This is a genomic window from Aquisalimonas lutea, assembly GCF_030409225.1.
GTDB lineage: Bacteria > Pseudomonadota > Gammaproteobacteria > Nitrococcales > Aquisalimonadaceae > Aquisalimonas > Aquisalimonas lutea.
Genome location: NZ_JAUFPK010000005.1, coordinates 290,868 through 310,794 on the forward strand (window position 1 = coordinate 290,868; position 19,927 = coordinate 310,794).

The 19,927-nt window shown below is 64.2% G+C and carries 20 protein-coding genes and 2 pseudogenes; 3 read left to right on the forward strand and 19 right to left on the reverse strand.

Translation table 11 applies throughout. The annotated features are described in order from the left end of the window. Positions 1–183 precede the first annotated feature (183 nt). Both QWY84_RS15555 and QWY84_RS15560 read right to left on the reverse strand, forming a co-directional pair. The gene (locus QWY84_RS15555) at positions 184–2,658 is read right to left on the reverse strand and encodes an arsenate reductase (azurin) large subunit (protein ID WP_290203789.1); all 2,475 of its coding nucleotides are present in this window, start codon (positions 2,656–2,658) and stop codon (positions 184–186) included. Between the two features lie 14 nt (positions 2,659–2,672). Beyond that, positions 2,673–3,188: an arsenate reductase (azurin) small subunit gene (locus QWY84_RS15560; RefSeq protein WP_290203791.1), complete on the reverse strand. Its 516-nt coding sequence runs from the start codon at positions 3,186–3,188 to the stop codon at positions 2,673–2,675. A 311-nt stretch (positions 3,189–3,499) separates the two neighbouring features. On the opposite strand from QWY84_RS15560, the gene QWY84_RS15565 reads away from it, so the two are divergent. From QWY84_RS15565 to QWY84_RS15575, 3 genes are all read left to right on the forward strand, one after another. Further along, a complete protein-coding gene (locus QWY84_RS15565) occupies positions 3,500–4,351 on the forward strand; it encodes a substrate-binding domain-containing protein (protein WP_290203794.1) in 852 nt (283 codons plus the stop codon). 106 nt (positions 4,352–4,457) lie between these two features. After that, the gene (locus tag QWY84_RS15570) at positions 4,458–5,816 is read left to right on the forward strand and encodes a sensor histidine kinase (protein ID WP_290203796.1); all 1,359 of its coding nucleotides are present in this window, start codon (positions 4,458–4,460) and stop codon (positions 5,814–5,816) included. Beyond that, the gene (locus QWY84_RS15575; protein WP_290203798.1) at positions 5,803–7,140 is read left to right on the forward strand and encodes a sigma-54-dependent transcriptional regulator; all 1,338 of its coding nucleotides are present in this window, start codon (positions 5,803–5,805) and stop codon (positions 7,138–7,140) included. The genes QWY84_RS15570 and QWY84_RS15575 overlap by 14 nt, the downstream gene beginning before the upstream one ends. A 33-nt stretch (positions 7,141–7,173) precedes the next feature. Here the strand turns inward: QWY84_RS15575 and QWY84_RS15580 are convergent, their stop codons facing one another. From QWY84_RS15580 to QWY84_RS15655, 17 genes and pseudogenes are all read right to left on the reverse strand, one after another. Then, the gene (locus QWY84_RS15580; protein WP_290203800.1) at positions 7,174–7,683 is read right to left on the reverse strand and encodes an arsenate reductase ArsC; all 510 of its coding nucleotides are present in this window, start codon (positions 7,681–7,683) and stop codon (positions 7,174–7,176) included. A 264-nt stretch (positions 7,684–7,947) separates the two neighbouring features. Further along, positions 7,948–8,277: a zinc-binding dehydrogenase gene (locus QWY84_RS15585; protein ID WP_290203801.1), complete on the reverse strand. Its 330-nt coding sequence runs from the start codon at positions 8,275–8,277 to the stop codon at positions 7,948–7,950. A 157-nt stretch (positions 8,278–8,434) separates the two neighbouring features. Then, positions 8,435–8,893 (reverse strand): annotated as a pseudogene (locus tag QWY84_RS20115) (alcohol dehydrogenase catalytic domain-containing protein); the annotation flags it as partial. A gap of 268 nt (positions 8,894–9,161) precedes the next feature. Further along, positions 9,162–10,598, reverse strand: coding sequence for an IS1182 family transposase (locus QWY84_RS15590; protein ID WP_290203803.1), 1,437 nt, complete (start codon positions 10,596–10,598; stop codon positions 9,162–9,164). A gap of 198 nt (positions 10,599–10,796) precedes the next feature. Continuing rightward, entirely contained in the window at positions 10,797–11,273 is a 477-nt protein-coding gene (locus QWY84_RS15595) for a hypothetical protein (protein ID WP_290203804.1), read from the reverse strand. 8 nt (positions 11,274–11,281) lie between these two features. After that, positions 11,282–11,482, reverse strand: coding sequence for a hypothetical protein (locus tag QWY84_RS15600; RefSeq protein WP_290203806.1), 201 nt, complete (start codon positions 11,480–11,482; stop codon positions 11,282–11,284). A gap of 134 nt (positions 11,483–11,616) precedes the next feature. After that, positions 11,617–12,543 carry a DMT family transporter gene (locus tag QWY84_RS15605; protein WP_290203807.1) on the reverse strand — a complete coding sequence of 309 codons (927 nt, stop codon included), beginning with the start codon at positions 12,541–12,543 and terminating at the stop codon, positions 11,617–11,619. Beyond that, entirely contained in the window at positions 12,540–13,463 is a 924-nt protein-coding gene (locus tag QWY84_RS15610; protein ID WP_290203808.1) for a cation diffusion facilitator family transporter, read from the reverse strand. Before QWY84_RS15610 ends, QWY84_RS15605 begins: the two co-directional genes overlap by 4 nt. A gap of 359 nt (positions 13,464–13,822) precedes the next feature. After that, positions 13,823–14,520: pseudogene (gene lgt / locus QWY84_RS15615) on the reverse strand (prolipoprotein diacylglyceryl transferase); the annotation flags it as partial. A gap of 15 nt (positions 14,521–14,535) precedes the next feature. Next, positions 14,536–14,970, reverse strand: a complete 435-nt coding sequence (locus tag QWY84_RS15620; protein ID WP_290203810.1) for a DUF411 domain-containing protein — start codon at positions 14,968–14,970, stop codon at positions 14,536–14,538. 25 nt (positions 14,971–14,995) lie between these two features. Continuing rightward, on the reverse strand, positions 14,996–15,337 hold the full coding sequence (locus tag QWY84_RS15625; RefSeq protein ID WP_290203811.1) for an SHOCT domain-containing protein: 342 nt from the start codon (positions 15,335–15,337) through the stop codon (positions 14,996–14,998). Positions 15,338–15,408: 71 nt separating this feature from the next. Beyond that, complete coding sequence (locus tag QWY84_RS15630; RefSeq protein WP_353959901.1) at positions 15,409–15,885, reverse strand: Spy/CpxP family protein refolding chaperone; 477 nt, start codon at positions 15,883–15,885, stop codon at positions 15,409–15,411. Beyond that, complete coding sequence (locus QWY84_RS15635; protein WP_290203812.1) at positions 15,882–16,016, reverse strand: hypothetical protein; 135 nt, start codon at positions 16,014–16,016, stop codon at positions 15,882–15,884. The genes QWY84_RS15630 and QWY84_RS15635 overlap by 4 nt, the downstream gene beginning before the upstream one ends. A 140-nt stretch (positions 16,017–16,156) precedes the next feature. After that, on the reverse strand, positions 16,157–16,639 hold the full coding sequence (locus QWY84_RS15640; RefSeq protein ID WP_290203814.1) for a cupredoxin domain-containing protein: 483 nt from the start codon (positions 16,637–16,639) through the stop codon (positions 16,157–16,159). A gap of 42 nt (positions 16,640–16,681) precedes the next feature. Further along, the gene (locus QWY84_RS15645; RefSeq protein WP_290203816.1) at positions 16,682–19,201 is read right to left on the reverse strand and encodes a heavy metal translocating P-type ATPase; all 2,520 of its coding nucleotides are present in this window, start codon (positions 19,199–19,201) and stop codon (positions 16,682–16,684) included. A gap of 130 nt (positions 19,202–19,331) precedes the next feature. Then, the gene (locus tag QWY84_RS15650) at positions 19,332–19,532 is read right to left on the reverse strand and encodes a DUF2933 domain-containing protein (protein ID WP_290203817.1); all 201 of its coding nucleotides are present in this window, start codon (positions 19,530–19,532) and stop codon (positions 19,332–19,334) included. 92 nt (positions 19,533–19,624) lie between these two features. Then, positions 19,625–19,927: Spy/CpxP family protein refolding chaperone (locus QWY84_RS15655; RefSeq protein ID WP_435372992.1), on the reverse strand; the 303-nt coding region annotated here is incomplete at its 5' end.

Consider the following 19,927-nt stretch of genomic DNA (forward strand, 5'->3'; position numbering starts at 1 on the left):
GGGTGCGAACTGTCCGCTTCATTGCAGACTGCCTGACCTGATGCACCTGAATGGCTCGGGTATTCCGGGCTGCTCGCGGCCTCTGACCACCGCAACGCAGAGTGTGCTGTAGCACCACTGGGATGCCGGGAATGGACGGCCGCGTTAGCGCAGCCAGGCCTCATTCCCGGCGTATCGAACGGTCTAGGTGTAGCGTCGGCTCCGGAACGATACGGAGCGCTGGTATTCCTCCATGGAGCCAATCCGCCGTATGTCCGCCCAGGCTCCCTTGTAGTAGGGCACTACGTTCTCGTCGACGGCTTCGGTGGTCACCTCGCCGACCATGCCGTTGAAGTAGCCGAACATCATGAACAACTGCCCCGTCTTGATCTCGGGGGTGCGGTAAGCCATGGCCATTGTCGAGCCGTAATCGTTGAAAAGCTCCACCACGTCACCGTTGGCGATGCCGTATGCCTCGGCGTCCTCGGGGTTGATCTCCAGCGGAGCCATGGGGAATCGCCCAGTGCGGTAGTCGATGTGCTGGTCGTGATAGGCCGACTGCCAGATATGGTTAGTGCGACCGTTGTTCACCCATAGCGGATACTTCTCTTTCTGCTTGGCGACCGGGGAGAGAAACCCGTTCCACGGGGCCGGCTGAAAGCGCGCCCGCCCGTCATCGGTGTCGAAGTTGTGGTCGGAGTACAGCCGGGGCGTGCCCACGAGCTCACCGTCCCTGTACTCCTGCACGGGAAGCTGAACACCGTTGTTGCCCGCCTCGCGGAGCCGCTGGTAGGTAACAAGGCGCCCCGTCTCACCACCCTGACTGTCGATCTCCTTCTCGTGCGCCATGCGGAAGCCGTCGTTGAAGGCGTCCTCCTGGCTTTCCCAGTCAAAGCCGGCGAAGCGCTCCGCCATTTCCTCGTTGCCGGCCTCCTGGTAGCGCCGGCGTAGGGCATTGGCGAGGCGCGCCGCGATCAACGAGTCCGCTTCGGCTTCTCCCGGGGGATCCATGAATCGCTCGGACAGACGGATGCGGCGCTCGCCGTTCATCGCCGTGAGCTCGATCTCGCCGGGATGGGCGGCCGGAAGCATCAAGTGGCCCGCCCGGGCGAATGCGGTCGGGTAGAGATCCACCGCGGCGATGAACAGACCTCCGTCACGCTGCGTCGCTTCATGAACGGCGTCCGCCATGCTATCCACGGAACCGCCCCGCGCCTTGGCCATGGCTTGCTGCACGATGCCGGCCCGTCGGTGGATGGCCTCTTTGTATTGTTCTGCGTTGCAGGTGGTCTGGAAGGCGTTGCAGCCCCACACGGTGAGAATCTGGCCGTTGCCCTTGATGATCTCCTGGTCGATGTACGGTGCAGGCCGCGGTCCCGGGTACGGGGGCCGGGTATACCCCTCCTGGTGCCCGCCCATGCGGGAGATGCCGGTGCCTTCCCGTCCCACGTTGCCGGTGGCCAGAACGATATCCACCAGGGACGCCTGGATGCGGTAGTTGTCGTTGCCCCAGATGATCCCCTTCTCGTAGTGATGCAGGGTGCGCGGGGAATGGCCGGAGTCCTTCGGCTTGTACGACCATTCGGCGGCGCGCCGGATGGCCTCTACGGAGACGCCCGTGATCTGGCTGGCTTCCTCCAGGCTCATGCGGTTGGCCTCGCGGGCTTCCTCAAAGCCGCTGGTGTGATCGGCGATGAAGCTCTCGTTATGCCAGCCCTGATCGATCACGTAGGTGAAGATGGCATTGAACAGCGCCGTATCGGTGCCGGGATTGATCTGGAGATGCAGCACGTTGTCCGCGTCGCCGATCTGGTCGCAGACGGCAACGGACGGTGTCCGCCGCGGGTCGACGAAGATGACCCGGCCCCGGCCGACGGTTTCGTCCGCGAAGCGCTCCTGCTTCTTCGACCGGGTTTGTCCGCGGAGATTGGGCACCCAGTGCGCCAGGAAGTAGTTCGTCTGGTTTTCGTAGGGGTTGTTGCCGATGGACCAGATGACATCGGCCAGCTCGGCGTCCTCATAGGCGCTATTGAGCTCGTACATGCCCATGTCCCGGCTGGCATGGCATTCGGAGTTGTAGGCGGGCCGGTTGTGGATGCGCGCCATCTTGGTGCCGATCGCCTGGAACATCAGCTTGCCGGTGCCCCAGGTGAACTCGAAGCCCCCGCCCGCACCACCGTGGTCGGAGCAGTTGAACATCACGCCGTCCGGTCCCTCGCTGTCCAGCACGCGCTGGGTGATGGCGGCATAGAGATCGGCGGCGTGCTCCCGGGTGGTGTCGACCCAGTCATCACCGGTGTTCAGGCGTGGATAGCGCAGGCGATGGGAAGCGACGGGCGTATCCCCGTACAGGACATTCGCGAGCTGACCGCCCCGTGTCGACGAAAGCCCATCGTTCACGACGCAGTCGTCGTCCGGAAGGATCATGACCCGGTAGTCCTGGCCGTCACGGTCGCGGATGCGCGTCGTCATGGCCGAGGTCATGGTCAACTGCATCGGCGGGACCTGTCTGCGGAAATCAACGCCCAGGGCGTTGTCGCCCGGTGCGCGACCGCCCTCGCGGTTCGCGGGCCATTTGTAGACATGGTAGCCGCAGCCGACAATACAAAAGTGGCAGACCAGATTGGTTTTTTCCGCGTCCGCCGGCGGCAGGGCGATGCGGTCGGTGCCGTGACTCATGATGATTCTCCTCCTCAGAGCACGTTGGCCTGGCGACCCGCGATGAGGCCCAGGACGCTCACGGCGGTGAGCGTGTCGGTGCTTTCGTTGTATTCGAGCTCGATGCGTGGCAGGTCGACCGTCGCCTGGCCGGAGACCTGCTGTCCGAGCCGGTGTGGATCGAAGATGCTGAAGTGGCAAGGGCACTTGAACACGCCGGCCTGGCGGTCGTAGCTCACCGGGCAGCCCATGTGGGTACACAGCACGCTGTAGGCGACGATATCGCCGTCCGGACCGGCGCCGCCGGGAACCGGCTCGCCGGTTTTGATCACCGCGCAGGGGGACGAACCGTCCGGGTAGGTGAAGGAGACCGCCTCACCCGTGGTCAGGTCGCCTGCACGGCCGATCTCCTCTCGGGGATAGTCCAGGGTGGCGCGGCCGGCGGCCTCGCCGTCGGGCTGCGCCACCGCGGTACCGGCCCACCCAACGACCGAGGCCGAGCCCGCGGCGCTGCCGCTGAGCTTGAGAAAATTACGTCGACTGAGTTTCATCGCTCCTCCTCCCGATGGTTGTTCTCTGCAGGCGATCAAACAATGTCCGTGTCCCGTGCTGCAGGGATCGGACCAGAAGTACGAGTGAATAAAATCAGAGAGTTGAAGGGCGCCTGTCGTGCGTGGGTTACGGTGCGGTAACCAATGCCTCTATTGGGTGTTACGGCGCCGTAACGCATGCGGGCGAAGTCCGGCAGCGCCTGGTGATCGCGCCCCTACCGATGGTTCGAAATCCTCGTCTATAGTGGGTTTCAGTGGAGATATGAGGCGGGGATTTCGTGGTGGTGTTAGTGGCACATCGACCGGCTGGAATGCGCTGGCTGACGCCGCTAGCGCTCATGATGAGCCTGGCCATGGGGATTGCTGCAGCGGCTGAGGAGCCGACGGATGATGAGCCGCTGCGCATCGGGCTGACATCCGTGTTTCTCAACGATCGCGCCGCCTTCCTGGAGCGCTGGCAGACCTATCTGGCCTCCCGCCTGGACCGGGAGGTGGAGTTCGTCCAGCGCGGGTCCTACCAGGAGATCACGGATCGGATCCGGCAGGGCCACCTGGATGTCGCGTGGATATGCGGCTACCCTTACGTGCGGCACCAGCAGGCAATGCGGCTTCTGGTCGTGCCGCTCTTCGAGGGCGAGCCACTGTATCGGTCCTATCTCATTGTGCCGGCGGATGACGAGACGACGGATTCGATCGAGGAGCTCCAAGGCAAGGTGTTTGCCTTTTCGGATCCCGACTCCAACTCGGGGTATCTGTACCGGCGCTACCAGCTTAAACGCCTGGGGTTCGACAGCGAGGACTTCTTCCGTCGCACGTTTTTCGCGCATGCACACAGCAACGTTGTCGAGGCGGTTGCCGCGGGCCTTGCCGATGGTGGCTCGGTGGATAGTTACGTCTGGGAGACGTTGCGTCTTCACCGCCCCGAGCTGGTCGAGCGAACCCGGGTCGCATCCCGCTCGCCGCAATTCGGCCATCCGCCGTTTGTCGCACGCCGCGGCCTGGCGAGCGAGACGCGGGCGGCGGTCCGCGAAGCGTTGCTTGGCATGAGCGACACAGCCCGGGGAAGGGAGCTGCTCGACGAGCTGAACCTGGACGGCTTCTCCAGGGAGGCACCGGCGCTCTACGAACCGATCACCGCCATGATGCACTATGTCAGGGAGTGACGTGCTCGGCCGCCTCAGCTTTCGGTACAAGCTTCCCCTGGCATTGACCATTACGGCCGTATTCACGGCCCTCGTGGTTGGAGCGGTCATGCTGGCCTACGCGTACGTGAACACCCGGGCGAGCCTGATCGACCATGCCGAAAGCCTGGCGGCGGCGCTGGTCGCCACGGCGCGCCCGGCATTGCGCAATGACGACGTCTGGCGCGCCTATACCATGCTCAGCGGTCGCACGCTGGACGCCAATGAATCGGGCAGCAAGCGCATTCTGCTGGATGACGACTACACCGTGTTCGCGTCGAATCGCCCGGATCGGTTCTCCGTCGGGAGAACGCTTGAGGCGGATAGCGAATTCGCCGAGCTCGGCGGGTGGATTCGGGCACAAGGGGTTCCGGATGAGCCCGTGGTCGTGCAGCGCGGGCTCGTGGATACGCATCTTGTCCTGGTTGCGCCGGTTCTGTCCGAGCAGATCGCCGTCGGCGCGCTGGTAATCGCCTATCCCCGCTCCCAGCTCATCGCCGGGTTCTGGCAACTGGTCGCCCAGGGCGGACTAGCCATCGCCGCGATCCTCGCCATTCTGCTGCCGGTGGGCTGGTACCTGGGCCACCGGATTGCGTCGCCGCTAAGCCAGGTTGCCGATACGCTTTCTCGTTTCGGCGAACGGCGACCGGAACAGATTGCGTACTTTCAACCCGCCCCCTCGGACGAGATCGGGCGACTGCTCGAGGCCTTCAACGAGATGCTTGCCGCGCTGCGAGAGAAGGCGGCCCTGGAGCGCCAGGTCATTGCCTCAGAGCGCCTGGCGGCGCTGGGGCGCCTGACAGCCACGGTCGCCCATGAGGTCAACAACCCCCTTGGAGGTATGCTGATCTCCGTGGATACCCTTCGCCGACGTGAGCCGGACAACCCGCACGTCCAGCACACCGGAGCGCTGCTTGAGCGCGGCCTCGGCCAGATCCGGCAGACGGTTTCGGCGCTCCTGGTGCAGGGACGGATGGAGGATCGCGATCTCGACCCGAGCGATGTCGAGGATGTGCGTACACTCGTGTCGAGTCGCCTGGATCGGCGGCAGGCACGTCTGGAATGGGACGCCGAGATCGCATCCTCGTTGCCCGTGCCGGCGACCGCGATGCGGCAGGTATTGATCAATCTGTTGCTGAACGCCATCGATGCCCTGGATGAGGGCGGGGATTGGGTGCGCTTCTGGATGGAGCACGGCCTGGAGCGTCTGGATGTCACCGTGGACAACAATGGCCGCGCCATTCCAGCCGAGTACCTGGACCGCATTTTCGAGCCGTTTACGACCATGCGGGCGGAAGGAACCGGCATGGGATTGTGGGTGACGTATCAACTCGTCGAGGGCCTGGGCGGGCAGATCGAAGCGCACAGCAACAATGGTTCAACGCGCTTCCGGGTCTCGATTCCATTGCCGTCGGACCAGGAGCAGGCGATCAATGAGCGGAACTGAGCCTGAGATCCGGATTGTCGAGGATGATCCGATCATGGGGGAATCCCTGGTCGACCGGCTCACATTCGAGGGTTTTCGCACGTGCTTGCTGACAAGTGCTGCCGATGCGCTCGAAGTTGCCGACACGAGGCCGCCGGCGGGCGCATGGCTCGTGGATATCAAGCTACCCGACATGTCCGGCGAAGTGCTCTACGAGAAGCTCATCGAGCGGACCAGTGTTCTCCCGCCCACGCTTTTCATGACCGGCTATGCCTCGGTCGAACAAGCGGTACGCCTGCTCAAGCTCGGGGCCACCGATTACCTCCCCAAACCCGTGGAGATCGAGGAACTCGTCACCCGGCTGCACCGGCTGTGCCGCAACCACGGGCGGATGGACCGAGGCGAAGCAGTCCTCGGTGTGTCCCGGCCCATGCAGGCGATTGAAGAGCTCCTCCAGAGGCTTGCCGGCCACCGGGATACGCCTGTGCTGATAACGGGGGAGTCCGGTGCGGGCAAGGAGGAGGTCGCACGCCATCTCCACGAGCTGGAATCACCGGATCAACCGTTCATCGCGGTGAACTGTACTGCCGTCGCCGAAGGACTTCTCGAGTCGGAGCTATTCGGGCATGAGCGTGGTGCCTTTACCGGAGCCTCACGCACGCACAGGGGGGTCTTCGAGCGCGCCAGCGGAGGGACGTTGTTCCTCGATGAGATCGGAGACATGCCGTTGCCCATGCAGGGTAAACTCCTTCGGGCGATCCAGGAGCGCCGGATCACACGCGTCGGCGCAGAGCAATCCATGCCGGTGGATCTCCGCCTGCAGTGTGCGACGCACCAGGATCTGGGCGCCCTCCTTGCCGAAGGTCGATTCCGTGAAGACCTCTACTACCGCATTAACGTCTTGGAGGTTCCGGTTCCGCCGTTGCGGGAACGCCCTGATGACATAGCGTGGCTGGCGGATCGCTTCCTTGCGGAGCACGGCCGGCGGTACCCGGGCGATGCGAAGACCCTCAGCGAGGAAGCGCGGGCGGCGCTGATGCGCCATGAATGGCCCGGCAACGTGCGTGAGCTCAAGCACGCTCTCGAGCGCGCCTGCATCCTGTGTCACGGGAGCCGTATACAGGCCGATGATCTCGGCACGGCGATCCCGCCCGCGGAACAAGGTAGCGATCGGACGCTTGAATCCCGGCTGGAGCAGACCGAGCGGAGCCACATCCTGGCAAGCCTGTACGAACACCAGTGGCGGATTACGGCGACCGCCAAAGCGCTCGGCATTTCGCGGAAGACGCTGTGGCAGCGGATGCGGCGGCTGGGGATTGATAAAGCGAGTGCGTCAAAGGGCTAGTCAAATCGGTGTCGGAAGGACCATGACTGTGCCTCACGCATCCGAATCGCCGTCCCGGCCGATCTGGTCGAGCCGTTGTTGAAGCCGCATTCGGTCGAGTGATGCGAACGGCAGGTTGAGAAACAGTCGAATCCGTTTCTGCAGGGCGAAGAACGCATCCCGGTAGGCCTGGATGCGTTCCCGCTCGGGACCCTCTACGCTGGCGGGATCGGGAATCCCCCAGTGGGCGGTCATCGGTACGCCCGGCCAGACGGGACAGGGTTCGGCCGCGGCACGGTCGCAGACGGTGATGATGAAATCCATCGACGGCGCATCATCCGTGGTGAACTCGTCCCAGCTCTTGCTGCGCAGTCCTTCTGTCGGGAGCTGCATGCGCTCCAGGAGCTGAAGGACTTCCGGGCGTACCTCGCCCTCGGGCGAACTCCCCGCGCTGTAGCCGATGAACCGGTCGGAGCCGAGGCTGTTGAGAATGGTCTCCGCCATGATGCTGCGCGCCGAATTCCCGGTGCACAGGAAGAGCGTATGAAACCGGATGTCGCTCATTACCTTCTCCCCGCAACCCTTGCGGATAGGACGTTAGCCGCATTTTGTAACGCATTTCCAGTGACAGAATTGTTACAGCACCAGCAAAGGACGGCATTTAAATACACCTAGCGGTTTGCTCCGGAGCGGACATTCGCCGCCAGCCCAGTGGATGGCCGGTCAGGGTCGGCTATCGCCACGTCGCCGCTCTGAGGATTGCCCTCGGGCGTGGCTATTCTCACATGCATAGACACCAGGTTTCTGGAGCCTCACGGCAGATTGCGTTCACCCCCCAAAGTCAACGCAGATTTTGCCCTGGTGGGCACCGGATTCCATGCGGCGCAGCCCGTCGGGCACGGACTCGAACGGCAGGGTGGTGTCGATCACCGGCCGAAGCTGGTGCTCCGCTATAGCCTGGCACATATCCTCGAAATGGCGGCGGCTGCCCACCGAGAGCCCGATCAGGTGCAGGTTCTTGCCGTAGATGGAGCGCATGGCAATCTCTTGGGAGAAACCCGAGAGCACGCCAATGATCATGATCCTGCCGCCAACGCGGGCCGCCGCAAGGGAACGGTTGATGCTCTCCCTGCCGCCCAGTTCCAGTACGTGGTCCACACCCAAGAGCGAAGGTGGCGACTCCGCCGGTACCCTGCAGGAGGACAGTGTCACCGGATTGGACGTTGGCCTCCACCACCAAAGCGCGCCAGGCCGTGAGCGCGGCGCAGGGCAGCGTAGCGGCCTCGATCAGCGACAGATGCTCGGGAAACCGGGACACTCCCTCCGCATCCAACAGCATCTTTTCCTGCAGTACGCCCGGCAGCGGACCGCCCAGGGGCCGACTGCGGCGCTCCGCGGTGGGCCCGCCGTCGATCCAGGACTGGAAGAACATGGAACAAACGCGATCCCCCACTGCGACGCGGGTCACACCCCCGCCCACCTGAACCACCTCTCCGGCGCCGTCGGAAAACGGGATCAACGGCAGCTCAGCTCCGGGACTCTTGCCCTGCACGGTCATGAGATCCCGATAGTTCAGGGACGCAGCCGCCATCTGCACGACGATCTGCCCCGGGCCCGCCACCGGTTCGGGCTTGTCCACCAACCGCAGATGCTCGATGCCCCAGTCCCCCTGCAATTCCCAGGCGCGCATGACTCTCTCCCCACTGTTGGCTCGAAAGTCACTGTAGCCGGCATCAGCCTGCAAACCCAATGTGGCGGCTTTAGGGGCACGCATCTGCTCAAAGTGCCCCGTCACGTCGGGCCGCACCTATGACGGGCACTGTCCGACCCAGGCTGTGTGAAAACTCTGAAAGCGTCGCGCTCACGCGCCGGAGTGATGCGAACGGCGGCGAACGTGAACGACGCAGCCTTTCCCTCAGGAGGAATGCGGCCTGTCATCCAGAAACGGCCAGTTAGGGTCGTCGAATTTTCCCCACCGGCTTGGAACGCATGGTTCTGGTCATCCGCGCTGTGAGACGCGATGACAGCGGGCCGGACCGATCTCAGGCTCGCATGGCCTGGATCAGCGGTCCGGGGCCGAGGATGTTCATGGCCCGTTTGAAGTTGTAGGCGAGCACGTGCAGGCTCATCTCGGCATTCACACCAGGGAGTCGTTTGGTGAGGAAGTGGGTCGAGCCCATCCAGGCTTTCAGGGTCCCGAACGGGTGCTCCACTGTCTGTCGTCGCAGTCGCATGACTTCGGGGTAGCGATCCAGGCGTGACTGCACGGCGTCAAGCACGCCCTGATGCTCCCACCGACGGATTCGTCGGTGCACGCCACGCGTGCACTGGTCCTTGATGGAGCAGCTCGGACACGCAGAACTCCAGTAGGCGTGCTGGATCTGCCCGTTTTGCTCGTTGGAGAACCGCCAGATGAGCCGCTCGCCGGCGGGGCAATAATAGGCATCCTCCTCGGGCGCGTACCGAAAAGCCTCTCTCGGGAAGTACCCCTCGGCGCCGTTGCCTGATGTCAGCGGCTTGGGCACGTAGGTCAGGATGTTGGCCTGCTCGCAGGCAAGGATCTCCTCACCCTTGAAGTAGCCACGATCGGCAACGACGTGCAGTTCCTCCGTCCCGAGGGCATCCGAGGCCTGGTGCGCCATGTTGGCAAGTTGGGTTCGGTCGTGGCCGACGTTGGTGACCTCGTGGGCGACGATCAAGTGATGGTCGCTGTCGACGGCCGTTTGTACGTTGTACCCCACCATCCCTGTCCCGCGGCCGCTGGTCGCCATGGAGCGCGCATCCGGGTCCGTGAGCGAGACTTGCCGATCGGGGGCTTCCTGCCTCTGGGCCTCAATCGCCCGCAGGCGCTCGACTTCCTCCTGGAGCCTCGTGATTTTCTCCTTGAGATGGCCCGTCGCCGCCTCCGAAACACCGGCGTCGTCGTGATCCGACCTGTCGAGCTGACCCAGGTAGCGCTCGATGCTCTCCTCGATTTGCTCCATGCGCCGCTTCATCTTCGCGGCGGTGAAGTTGTGGTCCCGGTTGTTGACCGCCTTGAACTTGCTGCCATCGATGACAACCATGGCCTCAGAGAACAGCTCCAGGCGGCGGCACAGCGCCACGAACTCCCGGCATACTTCGCGAATGGCCTTGCCATTGTCCTTGCGGAAATCGGCGATGGTCTTGAAATCCGGACTGAGCCGCTCGGTCAGCCACATCAACTCCACATTGCGCTGCGTCTCGCGCTCAAGGCGCCGACTCGACTGGATCCGGTTGAGGTGGCCGTAGATGTAGATCTTGAGCAACGCCGCCGGGTGATAAGCGGGTCGCCCCGTCTCTTTGGGATCGACGCCGGCAAAGCCGAGTCCACGCAGATCGAGGGTCTCGACGAACGCCTCGATGGCTCTGACCGGGTCGTCCTCTGCGATGAAGTCGTCCAGGCACTCCGGAAACAGCGTGCTCTGACCACGAGCCTCACCCCGTACGAAACGCGTCATCGCTCAGCCCCCTGTGTACTCCAGCAATTGTATCGGGGACCGCGTTTTCACACAGCCTGGACCCATTGCGGACCTTTGGAATGGAGCTAAAAATGACCGCTTTGGATGAAAGTCCCGGTCCATAAATGCGCAACCGAGAGCGTCGTAGCCACACGATAGCTCCACTCGTTTTCACTGATGTACTTCCTTGCGTATCTCTTATCTGGGTCCGATCTGCCGTCGCACCAGCCAGACCACTAGCGGCGGCAGAACGATCCATTGCAACAGCGGCGATAGTCCCGTGCCGATTACAGGCACGACCGGCATGTGGGATGCGTACGCCCACCTCTCCGCGATCACCGTCGCGTGCCATTCGAAGCCAACGGTTACGACAACGCCGACCAGGACGAATGCTGCGACATGTCCGGAATGAGGCCGGAGGACCCAGTCGCGGTTATTCCAGACAAGGGCAACCACCCAGAAAGCAAACAGGGCAATCAACGCGTCGCCTCCCGCGGCCCGAGTGCAGAACACGATCGCTTGCCAGTGATCGGCCGTGGGCATGTCCCGGAAGAAGGGGACCTGCAGGAACTCCCATGGATAGTTGAGCAGCCACGCAAACAAGGCGACGTTGAACTCCGGCAGCTCAAGCACGCCGCGGCGGCGTCGGGTGTCGGACGGCGTATTCCTTGCCATCAAAACCTTCAACTCGTGTGGAAATGGGCTGGTGTGGTGTCGGTCATGCCCCCGGGGAAGAAGAACGCCGCGATCAGGATCGCCGCCATGGCCACCAGTGCTACGAGCAGGACAAAGGGGTTGGCAATGGCTTTGACCCAGAGGAAACCCGCCAGGACGACCAGGTCAAGCACAATGGCCGTTAGCACGATCCCCAGTCTTGCCGCCACGGTGTCTCGCAGGTGGCGCAGAACGTCCCAGTGGATGGCGGTGGGGTTCTCCTGCGCATCAGTGAGTAGAGCGGACCCGCCTTTTCCGGAAAACCGTGCTCGGTGTTCGGGCATCGAATCATGTAGAACCCAGTCTAATAACGGGCGAGCCCACACTGGCAAGGATGGACAGCCTTTTTCGTCGGCTCCTTGGACATTTCCCGGGTCAGCCAGAAACCCGCCCCCAGCAGCAGGGCTCCGCCGTAAATCATGCCCTGGGCCGGAACTTCCGCGAAGATGAGATAACCCAGGGTCGACGCAACGATGGGCGAGACAATGATATCCACCAGGGAATAGACATTGGCATTCAGGGTCTTGAGCACGATGGAGATGCCCAGATAGGCGAAGCCGGTGGATACCACGCCCAGACACAAAGCCCAGAGCATGACCGGCAGGTCCAGCCCCAGCGCCTGGTAATGAATGGTTCCGGTGACGTCGCCGGGGCCGAAGAACAAAAGGAAGGGCGACAGAATGACCGCGCCGGCCAGCATGGACCAGGCGATGTCATTACCCGTCTCCGTTTTCCCCTCGTAGCGCATGTAGGTCACCATCGCCGCATAGACGGCGCCGTCCGCCAGTGCCACCAGGTTGCCCAGCATATGGCCGCCCTGGAGCGGCTTGGCGAGCACAATGCCCGTGATGGCTACAGCAAAGATCAGCATGTAGCTCCTGTGTGCCTTCTCGCCGAGGAATAGCCAGGAGAAGATAAAGGTAAAAAAGGGCGCGATGCTCCAGAAGATCACCACGTTCGCGATGGGCGCGACCGTCATGGCGAAGTTGAAGACACTGATCTGCAGCGCGATCAAAAGGCCGATAAAGGACGTATCCTTGAGGTTGTCCCGGGGGAAGTGCTGACGCTGCCCCGTGGCCAGTGGCAGGGCGATCAGCAGAAAGACGGCCGCAAAGGACAGGGCGTAGAAGTTCAGCGTCTGAATGGGGATCCGGCCATCGGTGAGCTTGACGAAAACCCCGATGGTGGCTTCGGACAGCGTGATCAGAATCAGCAGAAAAACCGTTTTCATGGCGCGCCGCCGCGGGTTACATCAATGGCTTCAGCGCCGGATTCGTCCAGGCACGCGCTTTCAACCTGCAGGGTGACAAAAAAGAATCCGAAGCGGGCTTTCAGCATTTCATGGGCCGAGCGGAGCACCGCCTGGGCATCCGCCCCGTCGCTTGTGCGCAAGTGGCCCGAAAACACATAGCGGCCGCTGGTGAGCGCCCAGGCATGCACGTGATGAGCGTTCGCCACGCCGTCGAGTTCTTCAAGCGCACGCACCACCTCGGCCAGGCTGATATCCGCGGGGGTGCCTTCCATGAGTAGATGCATGGCATCCCGGAGAATGCCCCAACTCGCCCAGAGCAGGACGAAGCCGAAGGCCATGCCGAGAATCGGATCAATCAGCAGGAAGCCGGTGAAGTGGATAACCAGGGCAGCGACGATAATGATCAGGCTGCCGACAAAGGTCTGGATGATGTGCCAGAGCGCACCCTTGACGTTCATGTCGGTGCGGCTTTGCTTCCAGATCAGGCTCAGGGAAATGATTTCGGTCACCAGGCCGCCGGCCGCCGCCCATAGCATGGGGGCGGGTGGGAGTTCGATGGGCTCGGCCAGGCGGAAGGCGCCCATGACGATCACGATCAGGGCCATGCCCAGCAGAAAACCGCCATTGACCAGTGCCCCGATGATCTCCGCCCGGTACCAGCCGAAACTCCGGTCTTCGTCCGCCGGACGCCGCGCCAGGTGCGCGGCCAGAATGGCCACCAGAACGCCGCCGACCGCCGAGAAGGTGTGGAAGGCATCGGAAATAACGGCAACGGAACCGGTCCAGAGGCCGATGCCCATTTCGACGACGAAATAGATACCGGTGAGCCAGGCCGAAATGGCCATGCCCCGGCCACTGGATGGCATGTGGCCGGCGTGTCCGCCGTGGTTTGAATGCATATGCGCTTTCCCGGCTTTTGGTGGCTGAAATCCGTGTGAAGGCAACTATTCCGTAGCTGTCTACAACGGGTCAACGATGGTGGTAGCAGTCGATTCCGGACAGCGGTGCGCTTCTCCGGCCGGTTGATACTCCATGGATACGGCACTGAGTATGGCAATGACCAGACCGCTTACCCCGCACAGGTGGCGTTCCCCTCGATCTGGCCGCAACGGGCAACGAGGCGATCGCCATTGGGCCTCCCACGACGTGGTTACGGGGACACAGGCCATTCTGATCTCGCGGAGTGCCGGTACGCCAGGAAGACGAGCACCGCCCCCAGCGCCACCATGGGCACCGACAGGACCTGCCCCATGGTCACCCAGTCGAAGGCGAGGTAGCCGATGTGTTTGTCGGGCAGGCGCACGAATTCGGCAATGAAGCGGAAGCTGCCATAGAGCACCAGGAATAGCCCGGAGGCGGCCATGGTCGGCCGCGGCTTGCGGGTGAACAACCACAGCGCGATGAACAGCACGACACCTTCCAGCAAGAACTGGTAGAGCTGACTGGGGTGGCGCGGATCGGGGCCCATGGGCGGGTACACTATGGCCCAGGGGACGTCGCTGACCCGGCCCCAGAGTTCACCGTTGACGAAGTTGCCGATGCGCCCGGCACCGAGGCCGATGGGCACCAGGGGGCGGCGAAGTCGGCGAGGCGGAAGAAGCCGTTGCCGGTCCGCTTGCCGAACAACCCCAGGGCGGCGAGCACGCCGATCAGGCCTCCGTGGAAACTCATGCCGCCTTCCCAGATGCGAATGACGGCGAGCGGATCGGTAGTGAGCAGGCCGGGTCCGTAGAAGAGGACGTAGCCGATTCGCCCGCCCAGGATGGCGCCAATGGCGCCGTAGACAAGCAGGTCTTCCATTTGCCGCGGATGGATGGGGCTGTCATCGCGACGGGCACGCCAGCGGCCGAGGAGCCAGGCGGCGCCGAAGCCGATCAGGTACATGAGGCCGTACCAGTGCACGGCAACGGGGCCGAGCTGGATGGCGACCGGGTCGATGTCGGGATAGGTCAGCATGGCTTACCGGGCGCTTCAGTAGCGCCCGTACACCTCCGGGTCCTCGGCGTCCCCAGTGATGCGGTAGACGGTGAACGGCCCATCTTTGTCGCCGGGCATGCCGGGTGAACCGGTGGGCATCCCCGGCAGGGTGATGCCGCGGATCATCGGGCGCTCCTCGAGCAGTTGCTCGATGGCCTCTGCGGGCATGTGGCCGACTACGGTGTAAGGGCCCACTTCCGTGGTATGGCAACTTGCCATGGTGCGGTCGATGCCCGCCTCGCGGAAAATCGGCACCATGCTGTCGTGGTCGACGACCTCGAGATCGAAGCCTTCGGCCTCCAGGTACTCCACATAGAAATCACAGCAGCCGCAGGTGGGGGTCTTGTGCACCGTGGCCGTGGCCGCAAGCGCTGCCCCGGGGAGCACAAGCGCGGCGATCATGGCGAGTCGTCGAAGCTGGTGGATCATGCGTTGGTCCTCTCGGTTGTCCTGCCTATCGGGTCAGGTCCTGCCTGCGCTGCTGGTACTCGTCGCGATCGATTTCGCCCCGTGCATAGCGCTCATCGAGGATGTCGAGCGCACTGCGGCCGCGCTCCCGCTCCCGCGCCGGCGGTACCGTGCCGGTGCCGGCCAGGCTGCGTACCACAACGGCGATGAGCCCGATCACTGCACCGAGGATGAGCACCATCATCAAGCCGCCGAAGAGCATGTGTCCCCAGCCGGAAGCGGGATGCCACATGCCGTGCATGTCATCGTAGCGTTGTGCGACGGCCGGCAGCGCCGGGAGCATACCGGCCGGAAGCAAGAACGCGGCGTGCAACCGGTTTTTCATCATCGGTCTCCTGGGTGAATCGATGGCCTGATCCCGGTGATGTGCCGCGATCAGGACGAGCGAGTACCGGTGGACTACCGGTTCTGTGAGCCATGGTGTCCCTGTTGCTGGCCCCGATGACCGCCGTCGCCCGGCATCCCGCGGCCTTCCTGCCGGTGTTCGCGCATGTGCTGGCGCTGCTCGTCGGTGAGCATGTGCTGGATAGCGTTCCGCATACGGACGCGGTCGGCCATCATGTTGCTGTGGAGATCGGCCATGCGTCCGTGCAGCTCCCGAACGGCCTCAGGGTCCGGCCGCTGCTGGGCCATGAGGGCGTGCATCTCGTCGCGCAGATCCAGCATGTCGGCCATGCGGGCGAACCGCTCCTGGCGGTATTCGCTGCGGAATTCGCGCAGTTGCGCCTGCTGCTCGTCGTTGAGCTCCAGGCTGCCCATCATACCCATGTGGCCTCGCATCCCGGGACCGGACGGGCCCATGCCGCCACCATGCATCACGCCCACCCCCGCGCCACTGCCGTGCATGCCCTGCATGCCCGAGCTGCCGCCCCTCATGGAGCCGTGGTCACCATGCTGCCGCCCATCATGCCTTGCATGCCATGGGCCGTGGCGACTCCCGCGACGCCCGCGCCCAGGAGCGGGGCGAGGCCGAGTGCCGCTGTCTTGCGTGAGTGATTCATCGTCATGGTGCTACCTCCTAGAGCGTGCACTGCAGCACGCGTGCATTCGCCGCCCGGTAGCCACGCGGCAAATTCAGCCTACCTACCGAGACCCCGGACGCCTTGACCGGGGTCAAGCGTATGCCCTGGACATACTCCCCGGGCGGCTATCCGTCGAACACGATCTCGCCGCGCATTCCGGCTTCGTAATGGCCGGGGACGTTGCAGGCGAACTCCAGCTCATCGGCCTCGGCGAACCGCCAGATCAGCTCTTTCGTCTGGCCGGGCTCGAGCATGACCGCGTTGGGGTCGTCGTGGCCCTGCATGCCGCCTTCGGCCATCATCTCCCGCATCTCCTCCTGATGGGCGCGCTGCATCGCCGGCGTCCCCAGCGTGAAGTCGTGGTCGAGTTGGCCGGTGTTGGTGATCACGAACCGGATGGTTTCGCCCGCTTCCACTTCAATCTTCTGCCGGTCGAACTCGATATCCGCGGCATCGATGCGGATCGTGCGATCCACCGCGTCCGGCTTGCCCGGCTGCCCGCCGGCCATGTTCCCGTGGCTGTGACTGTGGCTCTCGCCGCTGGGGCCGGCGGTGGCCGCTGTGGCCGCGGCCAACAGCGTTGCTGCAAGAACGTGCTTCACTGTCATTGGTCGACTCCTGTATCGGTTGATGAATTGCGTTGACGTTGTTTACCTGTCGCCGTCGCTCAGCCGGGCGCGCTTCAGCAGTACCGAGTTGCCGATTACCGACAACGAGCTCGCCGTCATGGCGACGACACCGATCATCGGGTGTAGCAGCCCCGTGGCGGCGATGGGGATGGCGGCGACGTTGTAGCCCCAGGCCCAGAACATGTTCTGGACGATCTTGCGGAAGGTCAGTCGCGAGAGGTTGACCGCCTCCACCACCTTGGTGAGCTCTCCGCGGACCAGGGTGACGTCTGCTGCCTCGATGGCCACATCCGCCCCGGCGCCGATGGCGATGCCCACGTTGGCCTGCTTGAGCGCCGGCGCATCGTTAATGCCGTCGCCCACCATGGCCACGTGCTGGCCGTAGCGGTCCTGGAGCGCCCGGATGGCGTCCACCTTGCCTTCGGGGAACACGCCAGCCTGCACCTCGTCCAGGCCCACCTCCCGGGCTACGGCCTGGGCCGTGCGCTCGTTGTCGCCGGTGACCATGACGCAGGCAATGCCGAGCTGGTGCAGGGCCTCGATGGCTGCCGCCGAGTCGTCCTTGATGGTGTCGGCGACGGCCACGATGCCTGCCGGCCGCTCACCGATAGCCACCAGCATCGCGGTCCTGCCCGCGCTCTCCAGTTCGGCGAGCTGCTCCTCCAGCGCGGTGACATCCATGCCGTGCTCGGTGAGCAGTCGGCGGCTGCCGACGAGCACACGCTCGCCGTCGAGTTGCGCTTCCACCCCGCGAGCGGTGTGCGACTGGAAGCCGGTCACGCGACCGATGGCCAGTCCACGGTCCTTGGCGCCCTGGACAATGGCGTCGGCCAGGGGGTGGGCCGAGCCCGCTTCCACGGCCGCCGCCGCAGTCAGCGCCTGTTCTTCAGTGAAGCCCTCGGCCGGGATGACATCGGTGAGGGCCGGTTCCCCCTTGGTGATCGTTCCCGTTTTATCCAGCACGACAACCTTGATGTCCTTGAGGCTCTGGATGGCGGAACCGGAGCGGATCAGTACGCCGCGCTCGGCGCCCATGCCGGAGCCGACCATGAGTGCGGTGGGCGTGGCCAGTCCCAGGGCACAGGGGCAAGCGATGACCAGCACCGCAATGGTGGCAAGGATCGCAAGCACCAAAGGAGGCTGGTCGGCGTCCACCCAGGGCAGGAACCCCTCGCCCCAGAGCAGAATCGGCTCAAGGGTGCCGCTGAAGCCAAGCCAGGCAATGAACGCCAGCGCGGCGATGCCCAAAACGGCGGGTACGAACCGGGCGGTGATGCGGTCGGCGAGCTCCTGCACGGGCACACGGGAGCCCTGCGCCTCCTCCACCAGGCGGATCACCTGGGAGAGGAAGGTGTCCTTGCCCACCCGGGTGGCGCGCACCTTGAGAAGCCCCTGCTGGTTAATGGTCGCGCCCAGCACGGTAGCGCCGGTCGCTTTCTCGACCGGGGCCGACTCCCCCGTGGCGATGGACTCGTCCACGCTGCTCTCGCCCTCGATGACCTCGCCGTCGGTGGGGATCTTCTCCCCGGGGCGCACGATCATGATGGCGCCGGTCTGGAGTTCCTTGACCGGCACTTCCACTTCCTCGCCGTCGCGTTCGACCCGGGCGGTCTTGGCGCCCATGTCCAGCAGCTTGCGGATGGCCGAGGAGGCCTGCCCCTTGGCCCGGTGCTCCAGATAGCGCCCGAGCATGTGGAAGGCCATGATGGTGGCCGCCATCTCGATGAATGAGGTCATGGGGTAGACGAAGCCCACGAGCCCGATGAGATATGGCGGCAGGCTGCCCATGGAGATAAGCACGTCCATGTTCAGGTGGCCGGATTTCAGCGAGCGCCAGGCGGAGCTGTGCGTCGCCCGGCCGCCGGCAAGAAACACCACCGGGAAGGCGAGCACGGCGATGATGGCGAGATACCCAGGAATCGGCTCCCACAGCATGTGGGGCATCATCAGCGCCATGATCGCGGCCGTCGGAATCATCGCGACCCACAGCCGTCGCCAGGCCTGTTTGACGTAGGCTTCGTCGATGGCGGCGTCGTCCGCCCGGTCGTTGCCGTCTTCGGTCTCCACGGCGGCGACGTCGTAGCCGGCGTGTTCCACTGCCGAACGCAGGGCCTCGCCGTCCGGGCCCGTGGTACTCACCGTGACGGTCACTCGGTGATCCGCGATATTGGTGCGGATGGCCTGGATGCCGTCGAGGCGCTCCAGGGCCCCGCGCACGATCCCGGCACAGTGATCCGAGCCCATGCCCGGCACCACCAGGCGGATCTCCTGGTTGTTGCCATCTCCCGTGTCCACTCGGGCGACGTCGTAGCCGGCGCCTTCAACCGCCGAGCGAAGCTCCTCGGGGCCGGCGGCGGCGCTGTCATAGGCCACGGTGACGTGGTGGTTGGCGATGTTGGCGTTGACCGATTTCACCGCGTCCAGGCGCTCCAGTGCGGCGCGGACAATGCCGGCGCAGTGGTCCGAACCCATTCCCGGCACGACCAAGACGCTTTCGGCACTTGTATTCGGGGCGGTGCTCTGCGCAGCGTGTTCGTTCATAAATTCACTTTTCCTGTGGCCGATGTGACATCAGGCCCTTGTCGTAGCGTCAGCCGCGGTGCTTCTCTGGACCATTCCGGGGATGTCGTCCCTGGCGCCGGTCCCGCAAGGCCCGCTTACCGCAGGTAAGCTACCGGCCATGCCCATGCCCTCCGCCGTGGCCATGCATGAACAGATGCATGATCAGACAGCCCGCCAGCAGGAGAAACGGGGCAAAGCCAACGATATGCTCCCAGTGGTCTGCGGCAAGGCTGCCGCCGACGAGGGCGGACCCGGCGATCAGGACCACTGTCAAAGGCGTTCCCAGGCGTTGCGTGATGCGCGTCCACATGTGCATGTCCTCTTCGCGTGAAGCGTGTCGCCGGGACGGTCCCGATCCTGACGGGAGTTGCCCCGGCAACACGGTTCCGTCGTTGCCGTGGGCTACGAACCGCCCCCGTGGTGGCGCTGATGGTCGCCGCTACGGCCACGTTCCCCGTCCATACGGCCGGGCCGTTCCTGCATGCGCTCACGCATCTGCTCGCGCTGCTCGTCGGTGAGCATGTCCTGCATGTCGTTCTGCAGGCGGATGCGCTCGGCCATCATGTCGCCGTGGAGATCGGCCATGCGGCCATGGAGTTCCCGAACGGCTTCGGGGTCGGGGCGCTGCTCAGCCATGAGGACGTGCATCTCGTCGCGCAGATCCAGCATGTCGGCCATGCGGGCGAACCGCTCCTGGCGGTGTTC